The 23,550-nt window shown below is 48.1% G+C and carries 13 protein-coding genes; all 13 read right to left on the bottom strand.

The features are described from left to right. Positions 1-10,191, bottom strand: a complete 10,191-nt coding sequence (locus ACJJI3_RS21460) for an RHS repeat-associated core domain-containing protein (protein WP_444940880.1) — start codon at positions 10,189-10,191, stop codon at positions 1-3. 92 nt (positions 10,192-10,283) lie between these two features. Next, complete coding sequence (locus tag ACJJI3_RS21455) at positions 10,284-12,233, bottom strand: BamB-related PQQ repeat family beta-propellar protein (RefSeq protein ID WP_444940879.1); 1,950 nt, start codon at positions 12,231-12,233, stop codon at positions 10,284-10,286. 987 nt (positions 12,234-13,220) lie between these two features. Continuing rightward, complete coding sequence (gene lipA / locus ACJJI3_RS21450; RefSeq protein WP_108734311.1) at positions 13,221-14,204, bottom strand: lipoyl synthase; 984 nt, start codon at positions 14,202-14,204, stop codon at positions 13,221-13,223. Then, positions 14,197-14,898, bottom strand: coding sequence for a lipoyl(octanoyl) transferase LipB (lipB, locus tag ACJJI3_RS21445; RefSeq protein WP_444940878.1), 702 nt, complete (start codon positions 14,896-14,898; stop codon positions 14,197-14,199). Before lipB ends, lipA begins: the two co-directional genes overlap by 8 nt. After that, on the bottom strand, positions 14,898-15,179 hold the full coding sequence (locus tag ACJJI3_RS21440) for an HP0495 family protein (protein ID WP_282931473.1): 282 nt from the start codon (positions 15,177-15,179) through the stop codon (positions 14,898-14,900). The genes lipB and ACJJI3_RS21440 overlap by 1 nt, the downstream gene beginning before the upstream one ends. A gap of 167 nt (positions 15,180-15,346) precedes the next feature. After that, complete coding sequence (locus ACJJI3_RS21435) at positions 15,347-16,492, bottom strand: D-alanyl-D-alanine carboxypeptidase family protein (RefSeq protein WP_282931472.1); 1,146 nt, start codon at positions 16,490-16,492, stop codon at positions 15,347-15,349. Between the two features lie 249 nt (positions 16,493-16,741). Further along, on the bottom strand, positions 16,742-17,617 hold the full coding sequence (locus ACJJI3_RS21430) for a septal ring lytic transglycosylase RlpA family protein (protein ID WP_444940877.1): 876 nt from the start codon (positions 17,615-17,617) through the stop codon (positions 16,742-16,744). Positions 17,618-17,764: 147 nt separating this feature from the next. Then, positions 17,765-18,775: a lytic murein transglycosylase B gene (gene mltB, locus ACJJI3_RS21425; RefSeq protein ID WP_413663142.1), complete on the bottom strand. Its 1,011-nt coding sequence runs from the start codon at positions 18,773-18,775 to the stop codon at positions 17,765-17,767. 42 nt (positions 18,776-18,817) lie between these two features. Then, positions 18,818-19,963, bottom strand: coding sequence for a rod shape-determining protein RodA (gene rodA, locus ACJJI3_RS21420; RefSeq protein ID WP_413663143.1), 1,146 nt, complete (start codon positions 19,961-19,963; stop codon positions 18,818-18,820). Continuing rightward, positions 19,956-21,851: a penicillin-binding protein 2 gene (mrdA, locus tag ACJJI3_RS21415; RefSeq protein ID WP_444940876.1), complete on the bottom strand. Its 1,896-nt coding sequence runs from the start codon at positions 21,849-21,851 to the stop codon at positions 19,956-19,958. Before mrdA ends, rodA begins: the two co-directional genes overlap by 8 nt. A gap of 120 nt (positions 21,852-21,971) precedes the next feature. Then, entirely contained in the window at positions 21,972-22,448 is a 477-nt protein-coding gene (gene rlmH, locus ACJJI3_RS21410; protein ID WP_444940875.1) for a 23S rRNA (pseudouridine(1915)-N(3))-methyltransferase RlmH, read from the bottom strand. Positions 22,449-22,453: 5 nt separating this feature from the next. Further along, positions 22,454-22,831: a ribosome silencing factor gene (gene rsfS, locus ACJJI3_RS21405; RefSeq protein ID WP_413663146.1), complete on the bottom strand. Its 378-nt coding sequence runs from the start codon at positions 22,829-22,831 to the stop codon at positions 22,454-22,456. After that, positions 22,828-23,535, bottom strand: a complete 708-nt coding sequence (gene nadD, locus ACJJI3_RS21400; protein ID WP_444940874.1) for a nicotinate-nucleotide adenylyltransferase — start codon at positions 23,533-23,535, stop codon at positions 22,828-22,830. The genes rsfS and nadD overlap by 4 nt, the downstream gene beginning before the upstream one ends. Between the last annotated feature and the right edge of the window lie 15 nt (positions 23,536-23,550).

The raw sequence follows: 23,550 nt of genomic DNA, 5'->3' as shown, positions 1-23,550 counted from the left end.
TCAATCAGTCGACTTAATCGGTTTAACCGAAATCCAAACGGGTTCCTTAAAATTTTGTAAGTCATTCAGCTTATCGTAAACTGTTGCAGTATTTTTGATTGTCCCGCCTGCACTCCAAGTTGTCCAACCATAACTTATGCCTGTAAATCTCGTAAGACTTCTTGTAAACCAGGCAAGTGCCCCCTCCAGAGCTCCGGTGCCTACTGCTACTTTATTTCCCTCATAATAGGATTCTGCTTCACCTATACCGTAATCGACGGTCATCTCAACTATTAATTCCTGTGTAACTACCATACTTTCCATTTCAAATCTTTTAATCTGGTAATTTATATTAGTTTCCGTCCAGTTTCCGTAAATCTTAGATGCCCAACGCTTCCAAACCATGTACTCCCCGGGGGCTTCAGTTCGAAATGCCTCCGCGTTCTCAGGCCCTACTAACTCTTCAACGTAGTCAAATAAAGATTGTTTGCCATCGTTATTATCTTTTCCAGAAAGCTCCCCGTTAAGTGCCTGACTAAAAGCCCCAGTGATAGCACCATTAGCAAATTTACCCCCAGATAGCTTTGAAGCAGTTCCACCAATAATCGAAGCTATAGCAACCCTTGTGAAAGCACCCTTTATAAATTCAGGATTATTGAAACTGGTAGCTGCCGCAGTAAAACCTGCGGAAACAAATCCATGCCCAAATTTTCCACCGCCGAGCTCCGCCATTACTCCACCCGTGAGGGCATGAGCAGCAACTTTTACACCAAAGCCCGTAGGATTTAAGTCTGCTGCAAAAGTGCCTTTAAAATTTGCATTTGCTTTAAGCCCCTGCCCAATTGCCGCAAAGGCGGCCGCAGACACCCCGGCCACAAGCCCACTCCTAAGCGCATCATGGAAACTGGCACCTTGCAATACAGCATCAAAAAATGCAGCGTATGCCATAACTGCACCAATCGTCCATAAGCAAGTAATTTCTGCTCCAATCAGTACGGCCATCGCAATGATCTGGATAAAATATCCACTTGGATCGGTCGCATTTAGCGGATTATTCCAAGCGTAGGCGTAACGGTTATGGGACTGGCTGTACTTCGGTTCCTGCACAAATGGGTCCGCTTGCAGGAACTTAGCCAGACGCGGATCGTAAATGCGCCCATTCATATGAACCAAACCAACTTGGTCAAGCATTTCGTGGCCAGTAAAGCCGCGAGTTGTCATTTGTGAAGCAAAGCTAATGAGCTCAGCATTCAGTAGCGCGCTCCAATCCAGAGCATTTCGTCGCTGTCCCCAGGCATCAAAACTAAATTGCTGCTCATTACCATACGCATCCACAGCGATCTGCCCCGATGCATCGGTAATCACATCCAACGAACCGAGATGATCCTTATGCATGTAATGGCTCTGGCGTCCAGCTGATGAGATCGTTACCAATGCACCACCTGGGAGATAGCGCTTGGTTTCAGTATCATCCCCCCGAGTAACTTTCTCCACATTGCCAATATATCGGGTTTCTGTAACTTGACCATCCTTAGTAGTGTCTTTACGTAGATAACGCTTGCGCTCTGGGCCGTATAAGAACTCCGTTTTATGTCCATCTTTGGTGATTTCCTCAGGCTTATCAAAAGTGGTGTACACCAATGAACGCCCACTAGAATCACTGGTCATACTCCCGTTTTCATTATATTCATAACTGACTCCATCCGAAGTTTCACATACCGCGTGAGGACCAAAACCTTCGGTACATTCACTGCCATAACGATAATCACCAACATCTGACTTGTAGGTGATATTGCCCAAGTCGTCGTAGCGGATTTCCAGAGCATCTCGCCCACTGACTTGGGATCGCTCCAGTCGATTTAGCCCATCGTAAGTAAAATCCTCACGCAAGTTTTTATCGCCACTGCGGTCTTCACGATACTCCAGGTTGCCCAGGTCATCCCAGAAGTAGGTAAGATCCTGGATCAACTGTACTCCAAGGACATGTGCTAACTGTTTTGTAAGACGCCCCGTAGCTGGGTCAAATGTTTTCTCCGTAGTTACTCCATTGCCGGTCTTATACTCCGTCACATTTCCCCGGGCATCCATCTTCAATACGGTATAGAACTGCTCGGCAGTCGCTAGATTCACTCGTTCTGCATCCACGACCTGCTCCAGGTAACCATACTGGTTATATTTGTACTGAATAGCACTGCTCTCCCAATTACCATTGCCCCCGGCATCAAATACTTGGAAGACCCGACCGTATTGGTCGTAGTTATTTTTCTCGAAGTGGTCATCCCCTTCTGAGAAGCTGGTTATCGTCTCACTCGTACGACCAAAGTTATCGTAGCCATGTAACTTAATAAAACCTGAGTTGAACGATTCTACTTCCCTGAGTGCAGCAGGCGGGGTTCCGTACTCATCCACTCCTATATTATTGTTGTAGCGCCACTGGGTCGTTTCAACAGGGTTCCCTTTAGCATCTAAATCATTTCGTTCTATCAGACGCCCGAGGCGATCATAGTGATTAATAATCACCTGATCTTCCGCATCTGTCTGTCGAACTAGGTCCCCAAAAGCATTATGATAGTAATACCAGATACCTTTATCCGGATCGGACATCAATATCTTGCGACCACGTAGGTCGTATTTCATCTCCATAACTATATTTCGTGAGCCATCACCACGGTTGATTACAAATCGCTGGTTACCTAGCGCATCATGCTTAAACTCCTGCACATTACCAAGATTGTCTTCTACCCGTACGGTTTCACCGATCGCATTAGTGGTAACTTTGTGTACTTGACCCTTTGGATTTGTGGTTATTGTGGTATAGCCATCATATTGCATAGTCAAGTCATAGGCAGTGCCATTGGAACTATCAATGCCCGGCAGATCTGAACCAATCACCTGTCCTGCGAGGTTATAGTATTGGGTTGTCCAGTAATTAGCATTGCCGGACTGATAGGGCTCTGACTTATGCTGGATACGGCTCAGATTGTCATATTCAGTATCTACAAAGTTCCAACCTCCATCAAAACCAATAGTACTCTTACGCACTTCCCGCACGAGGCTGTCAAAGCAGGTTATAGATTCGCCGCCGCCAGCTGCGCGCTCTACAACCTGATAAGCGGCACTAGTTGGGCACTGCCCGCCAGCAGGGGCAAATAGACTAACTTGATACGCTCCAGTCGTTTTATACTCTAAGGTTTGGCGTCCAAAGACATCGTAGGCCAAGTAAGTCTCTACACCAGCAATATCTGTAACCAGGGTAGGCTGACCAAAACTATTGCGCTCAAGCACCGATATAGTTGTTTGGCCATAACTATTCTCTTCCCGACCTATGAAACGGCCATTATCGTAGACCCAGCGCTGCACACGGCTCTCTTCATTATCCGCAGTTTTCTCAACCAGAACTTTATTGCCAAAATAGTCATACTCATAGTTAGTAGTTAGACGTAGCTCTAATGAACCAGAATTACCATTATCCGGTTCAACCACTTCGCTGCGCAGCAGCCCCGCTTCACTTCCACTTTCATAGTAAGTAAAAGTACTCTTACGTGTCGCCTGATTATGCTCTCCAGCTTCCAGGCGCTTGTGGGACACCTCTGTGGCAGTCAAACGCCCCAGTTCTGCATAACTGTTAAAGTTATGATCTGGGTTGGCGAAGCTTACCTGCTGGCCATTACCATATTTATTAATGGTTTCTGTAGAAAAGTAATCTCCGTTAAAGGATTCAGTATTAACGTAAATGCGCTTTGCATTGCCATGCTCATCTTGTTGATTCTCTTTAGTTACTGTTTTTAGTAACTGACCTTGTACTTTCCCTTCATTTTTGAACTCGTAGATCTTCTCTATACTTTCAGATATATAGGGCTGTAAAGACCCAAGAGCAGCGGTACCTTTGAGTTTAGCCGTCTGCGGCCAACTTGACTGCCATCCATACAAGCTCCAAGTGTTTTCCGCTTCACTCAGTAACATACCTTCCCGCGAACGCTGTTCGGTGCTCAATGGATAACCGATATATGGGAAGTCCTGCCTATAGGTCGTTGTCGTAGCGACACCGGTCTGCTCATCAACAGTGCGTATCTTTTCAAAACCGAGGTAGCCTCGCCCACTCGCTTGCATTCGTGCTCGACCATAAAAATAACTTACGGCGCTTGTTGCGGCGTTGTCGACAGCCCCAGGAATATCATCGGCGGCTGGCGCGGTACTCTCTACACGAGTAACTAGAAACTGTGTTCCAATTGTCTCAAATACTGGTGAGTTTTTTCCTAGCGTGCTTTCCCCTGTCCACTCGCCATTTATCGATTCATAGAAATCATCGATACTGTTCGCTTTATAGCTAAGGCACCACTCTTCAGTAGCATCATCTCCAGCAGCATCCTCACAAAAAGTATTGACGGCTTTACTCACGCCCAAGCGTGCAAAATGTGCAGAAGAGGAAGTAGAACCGTATTGGATAGTTGTCTGGGCGCCCAGGCCATTGGTTATTTGATCAACCATATTCTGAGCCACGTTACTATTCTGCTGGTGATATACATGCAGATAATCTCTATGAAATTCTAGATAGTCAGTTACGCCATCACCATTCATATCGACGAAAATATCTTGACCACCTTTCTGATCTGCTCTTAGGGCCTGAAACACTTCATCATCTTTAGCGAAATTCTGAGCATGACTTTCCCAACGACGAAATAGCATTTGTCCATTAAAACCATCATGTTCTCGCCAAACAAGATCAAGATCACCATCTCCTTCATAGTCGAACCAGTTGAGGGCTGTGTTTTCACCAAAATCCCCCAATGGCACACTTTCCTTAAAGCCCTCTCCAGTATTGATTTGATAAGAATATACACCTTTATTTTTAGTTAATAGATCTACAAGACCATCACTATTGATGTCTATACTTAATAAACCTTTATTCAATTCATTATGACGTGTTAGCGGGGTAGCATCAGGCTTTTTACTGTTATTTCCAAACCCACCCTGGATAAAATCTAAGAGCTTTCGCTCAGCTACTAATTTATCACCCTCAACTTTTGCTAAATAAAAGCGAGTATGCTGATTAGATAGATACGCGTTTTTAGGTCCGCCCCCGGGATACCACAGGTCCCTATCAGCAGGCACAAAATCTTCAGCAGAATCTGCTCTCCAAAGCTGCTTTGAGTCAACTAAAACTAAGTCAACCTGGCCATCACCATTGAAATCGCCAACAACTTGAGGATCCAGATAGACATATGTACTTTCCCAACCGGGATCAGACATCTCCCAGGCTTCTAGCCCACTTATTTGCCAAGGTTTCTCATCTCCAAAATGATATACATTCGCTGATTTATCATCCTCAGAGAAATCCCTTTCAAGCAGACGATATCCCTTCGATGAAACAGCATCAACCAAACCATCCCCATTGATATCAATAAAACGAGTATCTTCATCTGTAATGGGAAGTCTCACAGGCGAACTGCCTAAAGGTAGTGTCCACTCAAAATCCGTGTGAACCGCTCTAGATTGATGCAGCATCCAGTGACCATGCTCACGGGCATAAACAACTAGATCAGCACGACCATCTACGTTGTAATCAATCATTTCCCAGCGGTAGGGCGTATCTACATCCTCACCATACTTGAAAACCGTTCTCTCCGATCCAAACCCATCGGCATCAGCCAATAAATATTTGAAATACTGGTCATGAATCCGTCCATCGTCGTCCCAATCTGGCTCTTGCCAAATAAGGTCTGCTAAACCATCACCATTTATATCCACAGGGCGTGGTGACATGGCTACACGGTCTTTTTGGTTGCTAAGCTGTACTCTATCAAAGACATTGAATAAAAACTTAGTAGCTGGTAAGCGCCATCTAAATACAGTATCAGGCAAACATTGCCCACCCGCACACTCTCGAATACGCTCCAAGCGGCTCAAGTAGTCATAACCACTATCTAAATACTCAAGTTCGTAGCTTCGTAGTAGGGAGCTATCTCCACCCAATACATTTACGGCAACCATACGTTTTTTGGTGGATAAGAACGCTCCCGAATAATAGCCACTGATGACATCTAATCTGTCTTCATATTCAAAAGAGACTCGCGCGCCCGGTTGAGTAGCATCCCCAAATGCATAATGGATCTCATGAATGCGATGCCCATTATCACGAGAATAAATAAACTCGATACCATTACCCGCGCTATCTTCATAACGACTGATAGTCCAGTTAAGAATGCCAAACTCATCCGCTAATTGTTGAGACTTATTGCCCCGACCATAGTACGAGATCGATCCATCTTTACGCTCTACCGTAAAGTGGCTGGGATTACCTTGATTCCCACCGTAGGCAGTTATCATGGCAAAGCCATCTACTTCTGTTCGGTATTTGGATCCTGGCTCGCCATATTTACCACTACCCACCAATATCAGGCGCTGCCCGTCAAGGCAGAACCTATCATCTGAATCCCAGGAAATTGCTCCGGCTTCACCGTCTTGGCCAAGAGTTCTTCGGCAACGTGAAATTGCGGAGAGCCCCCCCAAATTCCAACCTTGACCTAAAATACCATTCCCCCCTTGACTGGAATAATTCAAAGACAACCGGGGAGTAACTTCGGCGGTGCCAACTGGAATACTGATGGGTACTGAATAAGTTGCAGCACCGGATTCAGTCACTTTGAACTCTCCAGCAAGCGAGCCCATCGATTCCGATACCCTTAAGTCAATAGTGTTTATTATTGGGGCCTCAGCAGGTAACGGTGGATCATCGGTAATACCATTGTAACAACCGGCAGCACATGGACTTTGATTTTGGGCAAAAGCTTCACCAACAGTTACGTCATCTCCATCTGGATCATCATTTGCATCGTAGTCGGTACTGCCGAGGAAAAGAATTTCCCACCAATCTGGCAACTCATCACCATCGCAATCTCGGGTGTATGCATCGCCAGAATCACATAAAGTCACCGCCCAGGAATAATCTTGGACATAAAGATAGTCAAAAGCATAACTAAGAAGAGCATTCGTCGAGTATGCATAGTCCAGGGACTGGGTAAATAACGCGGCAATTTGTGCTCGACTATACCCGCCAGCAAGCATGTCAAGTAGCATGCTACGACTATACGTTAAACCGCCAATATTTAACTCAAGAGTTGCTTGATTAGGGTAGATTCTATCGGATAAGGCACTTATAAAAGCTTCATCACTTTGCGTAGGAGGAAAGTTAACTTTTCCCGTATCAGATTCCAAAAAAGCTCGGGCAATATCTACCTCTGTGGCAAGCCCTGAAACAAATTGGTAGGTCCAAAAGGTTGTTACTTTTCTATTTAGCGCCAGTGGTGGCTGTAATAGTCCTCTATAGAGCCGTGCTACTGTGAGAAAATCAGACTTCATAGAGGGAGTTGGGCTCCAGTCTCCAATTTCTCCCCATAAAAGTGTGTCATCCACACTTTCCCAAACCAACTTTCCCGGCCCTTGACTAAGGCGGGATATGGCGTGAACTTGATTACTCTCAACAGTAGTGAAATACAAGATATCATTACCTGCCAGCACTGGTGTTTCTGCCACACCACCATTAGCTGGGTAGGTCCATCTTATACCTCCGTTAATTGCATTAACCGCGTAGAGCTGTCCGTCCATAGAGCCAAAATAGAGAATTCGTTCATCATCCAAAACTGCTGATGAAACAATCTCCCCCTCAGTCTTTAAACGCCACTTCTCAATTGCATCAGGAGTAACCGCATATAAAATATGATCTAGGGAACCTACGTAAATGGTCCCGTCAAGTCCATCTACCCTCGGCGTGGCCTTGATTACCCCATTAGCTGAGAAAGGCCATGCAGGTTTGACATTTCCAGTTACACTATCTAGAGCGTAAAGCTTGTTACCTGCTCCCACATAAACCGTGCCATCAGATCCAAGAGCAGGAGCAGACTGTACCTCTCCGATAATTTCTGTTGCTCGGTCTCCGTAAATGGTTATCCCTCCCCGGCTACCATTCGGATTAATAATGGTTGCCCGAATACCCAAGTTAAACAGAGCTTTATATATATCGGAACTAAGCTTAAGCTCTACTTCAATATCAGAACCCGTTTGTATCGAAAGCCCTTCATAGGAGATTACCTCCTGTATATTGGGATTATGAATAGCCGTTAATTGTAGTGATAAAGCAGGATCAAAAGCTGAACCAGATAACCTTATACACGAATCATCACAAGACAGCAGCGCTGTATTAATAAGAGGAGGTAAAACTGTAACACTTATAATTTCACCGGGGTTACTGCAGCCCCTAGCATTACATGCAATCACTTGATAACTAAACGTTCCAAGGCCTTGACTATCAATGTGATGGTTCGACACCCCATTACTTTGAGATACAGTTATCCATTCCCCTGCAGATTCAGGCCCGCCCACTTTTTCCTGTAGCTTATAATAGTCAGGACGAATCCCGTCAATCACGGGAGAGTAATCATTCCAGTTTAACTTATATCCACCCGTGAAAAGTTGTGCATCAGAATCAGGAGTCGCCATCAATCCCTTAGGAGAGTTTGGCTTTTCTTTGACGACTCTAACTTCTACCTCGGGACTTGATTTATTACTACAATCCAGCGTATTGCAAGCAAATACTTTATAGCGGTACTTCCCCGATCGCAGATCAAATACCGAATGACCCGGTATTTTAGTATTTGAGTAGGAGGTGTCTTTTACATAGGATGTATTGACACCGACCTCTAGCTTCCAAAGCTCATAGTAAGCGTCCGCTACCGGCTCCCAAGCTAAGATGAAATCACCGGTTATATTATCTGGTGTACTTCCCGAAACGCCATCGATAGTTAGAAGGCCTGGGGCTTCGGGAGGGGTTCTTGGGATCACCTCCACAGTTATTGGGGAGGACTCTTTGGTTAGCCCTTCATTATCTGTAACTTTTACTTTTACATCAAAAGTACCAGTAGCAAAATCATTCCACAACATTTCATACGGAGAGGAGGTGTCTATACCAATACTAGATCCAGACACAAGAAACTCAACGGCTTCTACACTACCATCATTGTCAGAGGCGGATGCTGTAAATTTAACACTATCCCCTTCAATTACGGTAGAGGGAGGGTTAGTTAGCCACCCTGTTGGCTGCTCATTTTCAGAAACACTGACCACTCCACCTGCAATAATTTTTGTTTTAGCACCTAAGTTATCCTCCGCAACGGCCCATACTTCTATATTTTCTATCTCGGAACTGGGCAACTTCCAATTTATGCGATAACAGGTTTCACATTCCTCCAAGACATTTTCTTCATTAGGGGCTTTATACGTTTGACCAGAACCAATTAAAACCTCTACATCAGGTTGATTGGCATTAGATCCATTAGAATTAGTCCCATTATCATGATAGAACTTAACACTATCAATTCCATTATAATCTGATGCAATAGCATATAAGGTGAGCAAATCTCCTGGGCGATAATTCTCACCATTGGGAAATTCTTCAAATTTAAGTTCAGGATGATCATTAGTTCGTACCTTAACCCCTATTGGACTCGTAAGACCACTGCACTGTTTCAGATTATTGCACGCTTCCAACTTATAATAATATGTGTACCCTTTTTTCTTTACGCTAGAGGGAGAAAAACTAGTAGCCAGTTTTTTATTTGACCCAGTCAACTCAGAAACCAGTGCTTCTTTATAGTTACCGTTCGAATTTACCTTTTCAAACAGAACAATCTTTGTAGCACCTGAAGGGTTTGACCAAGTAAGAGTATACATCCCTCCAGCGGCGGTCTTTTCATCGGGAATTGGCTTATTAAAGACAGGTTTGCTGATTGGTTTTGATACTACAACTGTATCGCTATGCCCCTCATTACAACGAGTACCCGTTCCTGGATCTCTAGTGCAGTATTGAAACTTCCATGAACCTACTTCATTTACTGTATATGGGTAAGATCCGGGACTCCATGGGTCAAAACTATCAACATACTTCTTCAATATTGTTTTGCTGATACTGCTATGCTTAACTCCATTATGATATACGTCAATATGATAACTTGCATTAGAGGGGGCGTAATGTACAAACTTTATATTGAATTTTCCGGTGCTACTAGTATTCGGGACATCGATAATCCCTCCCCCGTCACCTGCATACCCCTCAAAAGACATCATAGACAGACAGATTAAAGTAATATATTTAAAAACATTCCTGTGCGAGATAAATCCAAAGCCACACACAATATTTTTAATTAAAGAACAGAACATCCCTACTCTACCTATTAGTCCCTATAAATACGCACTCTTAAGCGCACAGTATAAATTATCGAAAAGCACAATAAGAGCGCTTAGCATTCAGCTTAGTTGCTTATATCACTCTGCCATCTAAGTGAAGATTTACTATCTGAAGCTTCAACATCTGATTCCAAAATTATCTGTTGTGAATCCAGCGAGGTTTGAACCTCATTGATTTTCACAATAACAGCAAAAACCTGATGACTATTACTATGAATATAAAGTGTTGAGTTATCTGAGCTTAAAGCTGGTGTCGCACTTACAGTTTCACCTTCTGGCAATTTATAACTCCAAACTCGGTTTCCGCTCGAAACATCAAGACCCAATACGGTTCCATCATATGTAGCTATATACAAAATCGTTTTTGAGGGATTTAAAACCGGACTCGCAATAACTCCACTAGAAGTTCTTTCTATCCACAGTACTTCTTTTTCGGCATTAAGCGCCCGAACGCTGCCACCTGAAGTACTATTAGTCCCAACAAATACTGTACTACCAGAAACAGCGGCTTTATTCATTACGATACCGATATTCTCCATAGTCCATGCGAGATCGCCACCGGGTGTGAAGCGGTAGTAATTCCCATCAAATGCCCCCAAAAAAACAGACCCATCATCAGAAACAGTGAGGGAAGAACCAACCGCTTCCGTAACTTGATCTAGGGGAGAAGTGGGCCATTGGTTTTGTGGTGCACTATTAGTAATAGATACACGTACCTGATCACTTTTCGTCCCAGCAGGACCAGTAGCCTCTAGAGTATAAGTAGTTGCTATCAGTGGTGATACTCTTGCCGTCCCCACCGCAGATAGCCCTCTAATCGTAGTACCGTTGGCATCATTTTTTAAAGAAATACTAGTAGCACCACCAACGGACCAACTCAAGCCTGTACTATCTCCAGCTCTAGAAATGTGCGAGGGTAGAGCAGAGAAAGAGTGGACGCTCACGGCGGGATAACTGTTGCGGCTGTAGGGATTACTACCCCCTGCCAGCTCGTCAATATCAGAGATACCATCTAGATCCGAATCTATTTGCGACGGAGCACAGCCCCATTTATTTGCAACTTCCTTCAATGATGTATTAGAGCATTGGTCCTGATGGTCAGATGTACCATCTTCATCCGAATCTAATGCGACTGATATGATCGCCTTTCCTAGCTCACCTTCACTCGAAGACAGTGAAGCTTCAAGAGTTTGCCAACCATATTGCAGAGGTTGAGACAATAAACAGCGACCAATAGCAGTAGCTACATCAAAGTTGCAACTGGCAATACTCTTACCATCAATCGATAGTTCCAATATACTTCCCGAATAGTTCTTAGCCCTATCCCCACGCAATCGTATTATGGGTTTACTATTTGGGACCAAGGAATTATGCGCAGGAGTTTCAAACACCAAACCATCTTCGACAGCCTCTTGCAACGGCTGTGACACTTCAGTAGGGGCATCAGATGGGGAGAGGAGAAGTTGATTTATCGCAGGAAGTACCTGCAAAAACTCTTCAACATTAGATATACCATCCCCATCACTATCTAGCTGGATAGCGGAACAGCCATCCAAATTAACTTCATCTGTTTCCGCGGTACCACCACATTTATCAAGATGGTCAGGAACCCCATCCGTATCTAGATCCACAGCTATAGAGACATTTGCTTGCGCAATAAGAGAACCACCATCATAGAGAAGAGCCGAGATTGACTGCCAACCATTATCTAAGCTCACCGATAGAGAGCAATGAGCAAAAATACCAGTTTTTTCCAAGGTACAGGCGTTCTTTGGTGAAGGGTCGCCTCCTACAACGAGGGATAGATCCGCTAAATCTGCCACCCCTTCAAGCTTTAATCTAAATTCTGGAAATCGACTAGATACATATGTGCCGTCACTCGGTGAGTCGAAAGTAAGACTAGCATTAGTTTCGGCAAATGCAGAAGCTATCAACATAAAGAGAGAGATAGCTAGAAAAGCTTGGGCAAAAAATACCCTGAAGAATCGAAGAGACTTAGAATACAGCACAACCATTGTTAAATCCTTGTCATGGCTGAACCTCCAATTTCGGAGCGGAACTCATCCAATTCCTATCCCTTAGCCATGAATTACACCAAAATAGGGATACATATTCTTCGCAAATTTACCATGCACTATACATTCATTCAAGTCACTGGTATTTTAATCAGAATAAAAGCTTCAACCAGATGTTAAACTCCTATCTAGAAAAACTAAAAAATTTAGAGGTCATTTAAAACAGTAGTACAAGTTAATTGTAATTCCCGAAACACCAAAAAAAATATCTTCGCACACCAATCCTTTCAAGCTGAAAAGCCCTGACAAGCTTGCATTGAAAATCGAAATAACACCTTAAAGACACTTACGAGCCCAAATCTTAAAAAAGGAAATCAATATTCATACGCAAACAAATAAAGCATCAACCTTGTAAATAAAACAATAAACCCACCTCCATACAAAGCAAGTAAAAATTTCAGGAAACTTTTCTATGCTATACAAAATAACTTTTAGCCTTATGTTCATCCTTTGCGCTACGAGTGCAAATGCCGCAATTAACTGCACCGAGCAAGTTACACGATTGATAACCCATAAAAATGGTGGTGTATACTTTCAAACAAATATGACCTGCTCCCAGCATTGGTGCAAAATTGATTTCCCTGACGAAGTCCAAGTAACTCGAGCCTACTCAACTTTGCTTACAGCTAAAATAACCCAAAAGAATATAAATTTTGTTTGGAGTAATTTGGGATCTTGTGAAGAATACAACGAGACCCATGTATCACCAGAGTTTTTCAGTATATGATTTTTCGCAGCATCTCTAGAGTCTAGCTAGGAGCTTTCATCACACACTCTCCTAGGGTTGGACTGACATTAGCCCCAGCGATTAGCAACTGAATATCTTTACGAGCGGGCAGTTCGGGTTCGTATTTACATATGATCTGGGGAGAATGACAAAAAAGGGTGCTTGAAAGCACCCTTAACAAATCAACTTATTCCGCCGGCTTAACCCACTTTCTCTCCATGAGCCTGCTTATCAGCATGGTAAGAAGAACGTACTAAGGGACCACAGGCCGCGTGTTTAAAGCCGATTTGCTCGGCGTAGCGGCGATACTCTTCAAACTCATCCGGGTGGACGTAGCGCTGTACCGGTAAGTGTTCTTTACTCGGTTGCAGATACTGGCCGATCGTAAGCATATCGATATCATGCTCACGCATATCGTCCATTACCTGGAAAATTTCCTCTTTCTCCTCACCCAGGCCAACCATCAACCCGGACTTGGTCAGTACGTCAGGGCGGCGCTTTTTGTATTCCTGTAGCAGCTTTAAAGACCACTTGTAATTGGCACCGGGGCGAGACTCTTTATACAGGCGTGGCACAGTTTCCAAATTGTGGTTGAACACATCCGGAGCTTCTTTCTCCAGAATATCCAGCGCTACATCCATACGGCCGCGGAAATCCGGGGTGAGAATTTCCACTTGCAGGTTCGGGGATTGCGCTCTCGATTCACGAATACAATTGGCAAAATGCTCGGCGCCACCATCGCGCAAGTCATCCCGGTCAACAGAGGTGATTACCACATAGCGCAAACTCATTGCAGCAATGGCATCTGCCAGGTTCTTAGGCTCTTCCGGGTCCAGTGGATTGGGCTTACCGTGGCCCACGTCGCAGAAAGGACAGCGACGGGTACAGATTTCACCCATGATCATAAATGTCGCGGTACCGCCACTAAAGCACTCTCCCAAATTAGGGCAGCTCGCCTCTTCACAAACCGTTGACAGTTTTTGTGAGCGGAGAATACTTTTGATGCGATCCACTTCTTTTGAAGCGGGAACCTTTACGCGAATCCAGTCAGGCTTACGCAGCAGGTTATCGCTGGCAATTACCTTCACCGGGATACGCTCTACCTTATCGCCATCGCGAAGTTTCTCCCCCTGCTGGAGGCGGCGAGTGCGCTTAACGGGCACCAGGTCGGGTTTATCAGCCATTACTTAATTCCTGCTGTTCTGCGCTCAGCTGCGCAAATACTTTTTCATCAATGGGTTGCCACTGGGCGTCGGGCAACTGAAGAGTGTGGAGCAGCTCGCGTACAAAAATCTCGGCGGCCTGGCTCCAACTCGGGGTTGGTTCCAATATTTCTGCCATCTGCACCATCTGCATCCCCGCGTAGCCACAGGGGTTGATCCGCAGGAATGGAGCCAGATCCATATCGATATTGATGGCAATACCGTGGAAACTGCACCCCCGCCGAACTCGCAATCCGATAGAGGCAATCTTACTTCCCGCACCTGGGCCTTCAGTGAGGTAGACCCCAGGCGCATCGGCCCGGGGTGCCGCTGCAACACCAAAAGTTTCCAGCATTGCCACCGTGGCAGTCTCCAGGGCAGTGACCAGATCACGCACGCCGATTTTTGCTCTGCGTAGGTCCAACAATGGGTACACCACCAACTGGCCGGGGCCGTGATAAGTCACCTGTCCCCCACGATCCACCTGAACCACGGGTATATCACCGGTATTCAGCAGGTGCTCGGCTTTGCCTGCCTGCCCCTGGGTGAAAACCGGCTCGTGCTCTACACACCAGATCTCGTCGACACTTTCGCCATCGCGACTATCGGTATAGCGCGACATCGCCTGCCAGACACTCTTGTAATCTCGCCGCGCAAGATCGCGAACAATGGTCATCAGAGCACCATATGCACAGCGGGGTGCTGTTTCAGTTCTTCAAATAATGCTTTGAGCTGCTCCTCACCAGTGGCGAGGATAAAGAAAGTCATTGAGGTGAATTTACCAGTACTACTGTCACGTAAGGTAACGCGCTCTTCGTCCAGGCCGGGGGCATGGCGACGCATCACATCCAGTACAAATTCGTGCGCCTCATCATTGGCATCACGCACGACCTTGACCATGTAGTCTTCGCAGGGAAATTCAATTTTCGGGGCTTTTTGATTGGGATCTTGACTCATACCACTCTCCGGGGCCGGGCTGTTAGATATTGAGAAAAGCTTAGGCACAGCCGGGCGGCGATTATACAGCGGCTAAACAGTAGTGGACAGTGAGCAAAAGGGGAAGTGGACAGAGACTGGGGAGGGATGGACAGGGATGGGAATCATTCCCATCCCTAAATCAGCAATTAGCTAAAAAAGCCCATTACAAAGCGCTTGATGGAGTCCCACATGCGCTTGAAGAAACCGGCACGCTCCACATCTTCGGCAGCAACTGCTTTAACATCGGCGACAGTCTCACCATCCAGGGTCACAACAACTTTACCCACTGGCTGGCCCTTCTGCACAGGCGCTTCCAGCTCACCATCCACAATCAGGTCGGCCTTAATGCCTTCCTCACCGCCACGGGGGATAGTAACGAATACATCTTTAGCTACGGCAATACCCACGCTGGGCTCTTTACCACCCCAGACACGCTCCGTCTGCAACTCTTCACCCTGACCATAGACCTTGTGGGTTTGGTAGTAGCGGAAGCCGTAGGCGAGCAGTTTTTGGGTCTCAGAGGCGCGCTTCTCATCACTGTCGGTGCCGACAACAATAGCAACCAGGCGCATGCCGCGCTTCATTGCAGAAGCTACCAGGCAGTACCCTGCTTCTTCCGTATGACCGGTCTTAATTCCGTCTACAGAGGAATCGCGCCACAGCAAACGGTTGCGGTTGGGCTGGTTAATGCCGGAGTAGCTGAAATACTTCTCGGAATAAATATCGTAATGCTCCGGGTGATCCATTATCAGCGCACGCGCCAGTACACCCAGGTCATGGGCAGTCGTTACATGCCCCTCTGCAGGCCAGCCAGTGGCGTTGACGAAGTTAGTATCTTCCATGCCCAGCAGCTCTGCCTGCTGGTTCATAACTTCGGCAAAGACCTCTTCACTACCGGAGACGTGTTCTGCCAGGGCAATACTCGCATCGTTACCGGATTGAATAATCACACCGCGCATCAAGTCGATAACCGGCACCTGGTCACCCACTTTGACAAACATCTTGGAGCCACCCTTGCGCCAGGCCTTTTCAGAGATACGAACCATATCGTTTTCTTTGATGCTCCCCTTAAGGATCTCCTCAGAAACGATATAGGCCGTCATCATCTTGGTTAGGCTTGCCGGCGGTACCGGAGTATCCGCCTCGTGCTCAACCAGGACCTGACCGGTATTGGCATCTAAGAGCAGGTAAGACTTCGCCGCCAATTGAGGCGGTGCAGGGATAAGAGATTGCGCCTGGGCCAGGCCCGCACATAACAACAGGAAAGAACAGGCGATAATCCGTGTGATCATAGGTATATGTCTCGTCATTCCTCGTTTTCGTTGGCTTAACCTGCAACGAAATCTACAAGGTTAATCAGCGGCACTAGAGCTTGTCACCAAACGCCGCCTATCATTACAAAATTACAAAATACAAGAAAAAACGCGTCAATGCGCACTATTTTGTGAACGGGTATTCAAATGACTGCCACCGATAGCATCAGTCACAATCATTTAAGGCAGATATCACCCTTCCCTATTGATACCCAAAAGCCCACAACACTATTCGTAAACTACTTGTGGCTGTCCAAATTGCTTTTGCTCAACAGTTTCCCGCGCTGTTGCCAAAGCTCTCTGCTGGGTGAGTGGGCCAATTCGAACTCGATAATAAGTCTTGCCGCCACTCTGAACAGAACTAACAGCAACAGGATAGTCAATGGCCGCTACCAATTGGGTGCGAATTTCCTGGGCCTGCGCGGAACTGCTATAAGCACCAACTTGCAAATAGGTATTGTCGGGTAACTTGATAGTCGTATCTTCCGCCAAACCAGCGGTGCCATCACTATTGGCCAATACTTCATTGGCCGCCGGCAACGCGGCCGGGTCCAAAGCCTCTACCTCAACCCGAGCAATGCCTTTATCAATGTATCCAAGCTTTTGCGCAGCAGTATAACTGAGGTCGATGATGCGCCCGTGCACAAAGGGCCCCCGATCGTTTACCCGCACGATAATACTGCGGCCATTGTCGAGATTGGTGACCTTGGCATAGCTGGGCAGTGGTAGCGTTTTATGGGCAGCAGACATGGCATACATATTGTAGACCTCGCCATTTGCAGTGCGTCGGCCGTGGAATTTTGTTCCATACCAGGAAGCCTGCCCCACCTCTTTATAGCCCTTGACGTCATTGCGTACACGATACGTGACACCGTTGACCTTATAAGGGGATTTATTGCCGGCGTCGCCGATCGGCTCGCGGACAGGGATCGGCTCAGGGGCTGCTTGCATATTTACCGGAGCAGCAGGGCCACTATCCTTAATGCTATTAAAGTCCGGTTGCTTGGTGTTTTCGGTTTTCTGTGGTTTTGGCTGCGGGCCACTACAGGCCGCTAATATCAGGACCGCCAGGGCCACTCCCCAACGCGCTTTGCACTGAAACATAATCCCCCCGGCGCGCGACAACTTATTGCTGCCGTCTCCAAGCCGCTATTATCTGGAACTGCTAAATAAAATAGAAAAATATGAACACTAAAAACCCAAATGGTTCCCTCCATTTGGGTTAAATTTAGCTGCGGGACTGAAGCCGCCTTAAGACTTGCCGCCTCTCGCTTTAACGATCTCTTGGGCCAGGTCATTGACGGCCATAGCGTAGAGACGACTGCGGTTATAGCGGGTGATAGTCGCGAAATTATTCAAACCGAGCCAATACTGTTTTCCCTGCTCAGTTTGCAGGGAGAATACGTTGGCCGGCATTTCCGGAGCCACCTGGCTAGTCGCGTTAAAGCCTTTGTCCGCCAATTCTCCAACGGTCCACTGCGGCTGCAGAGTATCGTTGACGATTGTCATATCCGCATTCGGGCGGGGGCTTGCCAGTACCGCGACCGGTTCACCGGGCTTCCATCCATGTTTAACGAAATAGTTAGCCACACTGCCGATCGCATCGGTAGGGTTGTTCCATATATCCGCCTTGCCATCGTCGCTGAAGTCCACTGCATAAGAGCGGTAGCTTGAAGGCATGAATTGGCCGTAGCCCATAGCCCCAGCATAAGAGCCCTTGAGAGCCAAGGGGTCCATATCCTGCTCACGAGTCAGCAGAAGGTAGTTTTCTAACTCTTTGGTAAAAAACGCAGAGCGACGGGGATAGTTAAATGCCAGCGTGGAAAGTGCATCCAAAACCCGGTAGCCGCCCATATTACCGCCGTATCGGGTTTCGATACCGATAATGGCAACGATCATTTCAGCGGGCACACCGTATTTCTTTTCAGCCTCAGCCAGGGCCTCGGCATTTTGATCCCAAAAGTCCACCCCACCGGCAATGCTCTGCGGGGTGAGAAACATTTTGCGATATTCGTGCCAGGGCTTGGCTTTCTCAGCTGGCCGTTTGATCGCCTTTAGGATGGAGTCTTTGCGCTTGGCCTCACGCATCAGAGTCTGCATTTCTTCGCGATTAAAATCGTGCTCCTCCACCATATAATCAACGAATTCTTGCGCTTGTTTATTATTTCCGTGACCCGGTTCCTGCGCACAGGCGGCGAGGGCCAGTCCCATCCCGATTAATAATCCCGAGGTCCACTTCAAAACGACCGCTCCTGTCTTCATCTCGCGTCTCTAAATCCGGTTATTGTCCCTATGCAGTGTTCCTCAAAAGTGAACTCTGCGCCGCTCAGTGCCAACAGCCATCAACAAGCCAAATCCGGCCATCAATGTAATCAAGGATGTCCCGCCGTAACTAATCACTGGCAAAGGCACCCCCACCACCGGCAACAATCCTGTAACCATACCAATGTTTACAAATACATAGACAAAAAAAGTGAGGGTAATACTCCCCGCCAACAATCGGCCAAATACGTGCTGGGCCATAAAGCTAATGTAAATGCCACGGGCGATAATCAGTACATATAGCAAAAGCAGCAACAGGGCGCCGCGCATGCCCCACTCCTCCGACAGTACCGCAATAATAAAATCGGTATGGCTCTCCGGCAGGAAATCGAGCTGTGACTGGGTTCCCTGCAGGTAGCCTTTGCCGTAAACACCACCGGAGCCGATAGCCGCTTTGGAGTTAAATATATTCCAACCAGCACCAAAACGGTCATCATCTGGGTTGAGCAGGGTCAAAATTCGCTGCCGCTGGTAGTCGTGGAGCCCCCAGTGCCAAATTGGATAGGCAGCAACCAACAGCGCCATTGCCGCCGCGCTGATCATCTTCCAACTCAACCCCGCTAGATACAGGGCAAAAAGACCGGACGCCGCAATCAGGATCGAGGTCCCCAAATCCGGTTGCCGTACGATAAGAGCTGCGGGAATCGCCACAATTGCCAAAGCTCCAATCACCGTGGTCAGTGATGGCGGCAAGCGGCGTTGATGCAGGTAAGCTGCCACTGCCATGGGGACACCGAGCTTCATCACTTCCGATGGCTGGAAGCGAAATCCGCCTATCTCCAACCAGCGCTGTGCCCCCATCGCCTTGGTACCAAAGAACAATACCCCAACCAATAGCGCACAACCGGCCAAATAGGCCCAGGGGGACCAGCGCCGATAAAAATCCAGGGGGATTTGCGCAACGATAAACATGCCCACAAAGGCCACGCACATAAAAATTGACTGGCGCCGCACATAGTTCATATCACCGCCAGAAGCGCTGTACAGCACTCCAAGTCCTACAGCGGCCAACACCAACAACAGCACCAGTAGCGGTATATCAATATGCAGGCGGCGTGAGAGACTGACCGGCTTGCGCAGACTGCCGTGGGCATCTGACAAACGGTGGGAGAAATCGCGACTAGCCATTGCCAGCCCCCTCGCTCAAATAAGTGGTATCCGCCGTCTTTTGCGGTTCCAACTGCGGGCGTGACATCCACTCCGCAAATAGCTCTCTTGCCACCGGAGCAGCAACCTTGCCGCCGCCCTCGCCATTCTCGACTAGTACCGAAACAGCGATACGGGGGTTATCCACAGGCGCGAAAGCCACAAACAGGGCGTGGTCTCGGTGGCGCTCTTGCAGGGCCTCTGAGTCATAGCGCTCCCCCTGGGCAATGCCGACCACCTGAGCGGTACCGGACTTACCCGCCACGCGGAAATCCAGATCTTTACCTGCCCGTTTCCCCGTACCGGTACTGTGGTTGACTACAGCCTCCATTCCCTCGAATACCAAATCCCAGTGATCAGGGCGGGCCTCGAGGTTGTGCAGTATCTCGGGAGGTTGCTCCACCCCGTTGATCGACTTGACCATCTGCGGGCGGTAGTGGGTACCGCGATTGGCAATCGTGGCAGTCATTACTGCAAGCTGCAGTGGCGTCGCCAACACAAACCCCTGCCCCAGCACCGCATTCAAACTGTCACCGGGGAACCAGGGCATTCCGCGGGCGCCGCGCTTCCAGTCTCGGGAAGGAAATAGTCCAGAGCGCTCCATGGGCAGATCAATCCCTGTCTTGCTGCCCAAGCCAAAATGAGAGGCGATGCTGTGCATATCATCGATATCCCAGCGGTGCGCCATATCCCAAAAGTAGACGTCACAGCTCTGCGCCATGGCCTGTATCAGATCCACTTTCTCACCGTGCCCCCAGCGCACGTGGTCGCGGTAGATGCGCGGATCGTTGGGCAGCTTGTAAAAGCCGGGGTCCTTGACTGTACTCTCTCGAGTAATAATGCCCGCCTGGAGTCCACCCAGCCCCATCAACGGCTTTAAAGTGGAACCCGGTGGATACTGACCCTGCACCGCCCGATTAAACAGGGGCACATCGAGGGAATCGCTGAGGGCGCGATAGTCGGCAAAGCTGATGCCGGTCACAAACAAATTGGGGTCGAAGGACGGCTTGCTGACAAACGCCAACACGCCACCGCTATTTACATCGATCGCAACTACTGCACCGCGACGATCTCCCATGGCATCAGAGGCGACTTGTTGCAGTTGAGCATCCAGGTTGAGCACCAGATCCGAGCCCGGTTTGGGGTCCTGGCGCTCCAGTACTCGTAAAACCCGGCCACGAGCATTAATTTCAACATTTTCATAACCGACCTCTCCGAGCAGGAGGTCCTCGTAGGAGCGTTCCAACCCGACCTTACCGATGCTGCGGGTACCGCGATAGCGGCGCACATCATCCTCGGTAAAGTTACTCAGGTCGCGGTCACTGATTCGCCCCACATAGCCCACACTGTGGGCAAATAGATCCCCTAGGGAGTAGTAGCGCACCAACTCCGCCTCCACTGACACCCCAGGCATACGGAATTGATTAACACTGATCCGTGCGATTTCATCTTCGCTCAAACGAAACCGGAGAGGCACTGGCTCATAGGGGCGCCGGCGCTTGAGGCGTTTCTGGAATTTGGTGACATCATTTTCATCAAGTCGCACCAGGTTACCGATCAGCTCTAGCGTGGCATCCATATCGCGAACGCGCTCGCGAACAATCGACAAGTTATAACTGGCGCGGTTATCGGCTAGCAAAATGCCATTGCGGTCGTAGATCAATCCGCGGGTCGGCGCGACTGGGCGCACCTGGATACGGTTCTCATCAGATTGAGTGCGGTAGTCTTCGTAATTAACCACCTGGAGGTTGTAGAAACGCGCTACGAGAACACCCAGTAAAAAGATAACCCCCACAAGCGCCACCAACATACGATTGCGAAACAATCGCTGCTCGGTATGGGGGTCCTTGAGATGGTAATCGTGCGGCATCAGAATTTATTCGATGGTTTTTGACTGGCGTGCAAAAAATCTAATTCCCTACATTAACACAGGGCGAGTCAGGAGAGAGAACCGAGTCGGCAAATCTCTCCGCGACTTATCGCAAATATTTTATTTGTGGTAGGGATGGCCGGCCAATAATGTCCAGGCGCGATAAATTTGTTCAGCCAGAACCACCCTCACCAGCGGGTGCGGCAAGGTCAGTGGGGACAGAGACCAGCGCTGGCGCGCACGGGCGAGGCAGTCTTCGGATAAACCTTCGGGCCCGCCAATTAACAGGCTGATATTTTCCCCAAGCATTTGCCAATCACTTAATTGCGCCGACAACTGCTCGGTACTCCAGGGCTTGCCTTTCACATCGAGCGCTACCACGTGGTCCCGCGGTCCCAAAGCGGCGAGCATCGCCTCGCCCTCTTTTTTTCGCGCTTTTTCAATCAGGGCTGCAGAGCTCTTTTGGCCTCGTTGGCCGAGTGGAATTTCCACCATTTCCAGAGCAATTTCCCGGGGCAGGCGCTTAGCGTACTCGGCGTAGCCCTCCTGCACCCAAGCCGGCATTTTTCCACCGGCGGCAAGAATGCGGATTTTCACAGCAATTAACCCTGGTGCGGATCACTGCCATCGGCATCGTCACGGGTATTCGGAGTCATAGACCAGAGTTTTTCCAAATCGTAGAAACCGCGAACATCTGCGAGCATCACGTGAACAACCAAATCACCGTAGTCGACTAATACCCACTCGCCCTGGTCGACACCTTCAACACCAATGGGGCGAATACCTTCTTTTTTCAGCTCGTCTACAACGTTCTCTGCCAGGGACTTAACCTGACGACTGGAAGTACCAGTGCAGATCAGCAGATTGTCCATTACATCTGAAAGCCCGGAAACATCCAGGGAAACAATATCCTTACCTTTCAAATCTTCCAGCGCATTGAGAGCGATATCTTTAATATTTGTCATAACACCTTGATTCATTGCGGGTCGCCTGAAGCAACCTCTGTATAAAGTCGATGATCTTCTATGTACTGCAACACAGTTGCGGGCAGCAAATAGCGTGGCGACTGGCCACTTTTAATTAATTCGCGAATTTGCGTCGCGGAAATCGGCAACATAGTCTGCTCCCGCAACAGCAGGCAACCACATGCTCGTGTATGCAAGTCTGCAACCGTGCCCCGATGATTCTCCAGCAGTTCTGCCAGAGGGCCATGCTCTTCGCTATCGCGATCTGGCAGGTGCCAGCCAGGCCTTGTTACCACCACCAGATGTGCCAGCTCCAAGAGGCGCTCCCAGCGGTGCCAGCGGTGCAGACTCAATAGGGAGTCCAATCCCATGCAGAAACTGATGGAGGCTTCACCTCCCAGCTCACTGCGCAGCTCCTCCAGGGTATCTACCGTATAAGTAGCTCCGCCACGATGGAGTTCTCGCTCATCCAGGGTGAGTTCCTCACACCCCTCCAGCGCCAGAGCCAGCATTTCGCTGCGCTGGCGGGACGATACACCTGGCGTCTGCCGGTGGGCGGGCTGGTGGCTGGGTAGCAAGCGCATTTCATCAAATTCGAGCACCTGGCGCAGCTCCAGCGCCATGCGCAAATGACCGAGATGAATCGGATCAAAGGTTCCGCCAAACAGGGCCAACGTATGCCTTTTGCTCGCCACAATTATTTCTCGTACCTCTCGCACTCGCTGCCCCAAAGG

The organism is Microbulbifer maximicatervae (SeqCode), assembly GCF_052466985.1.
Note: the sequence above shows the minus strand (reverse complement) of the source record. Positions and strands in the feature narration are given on the sequence as shown.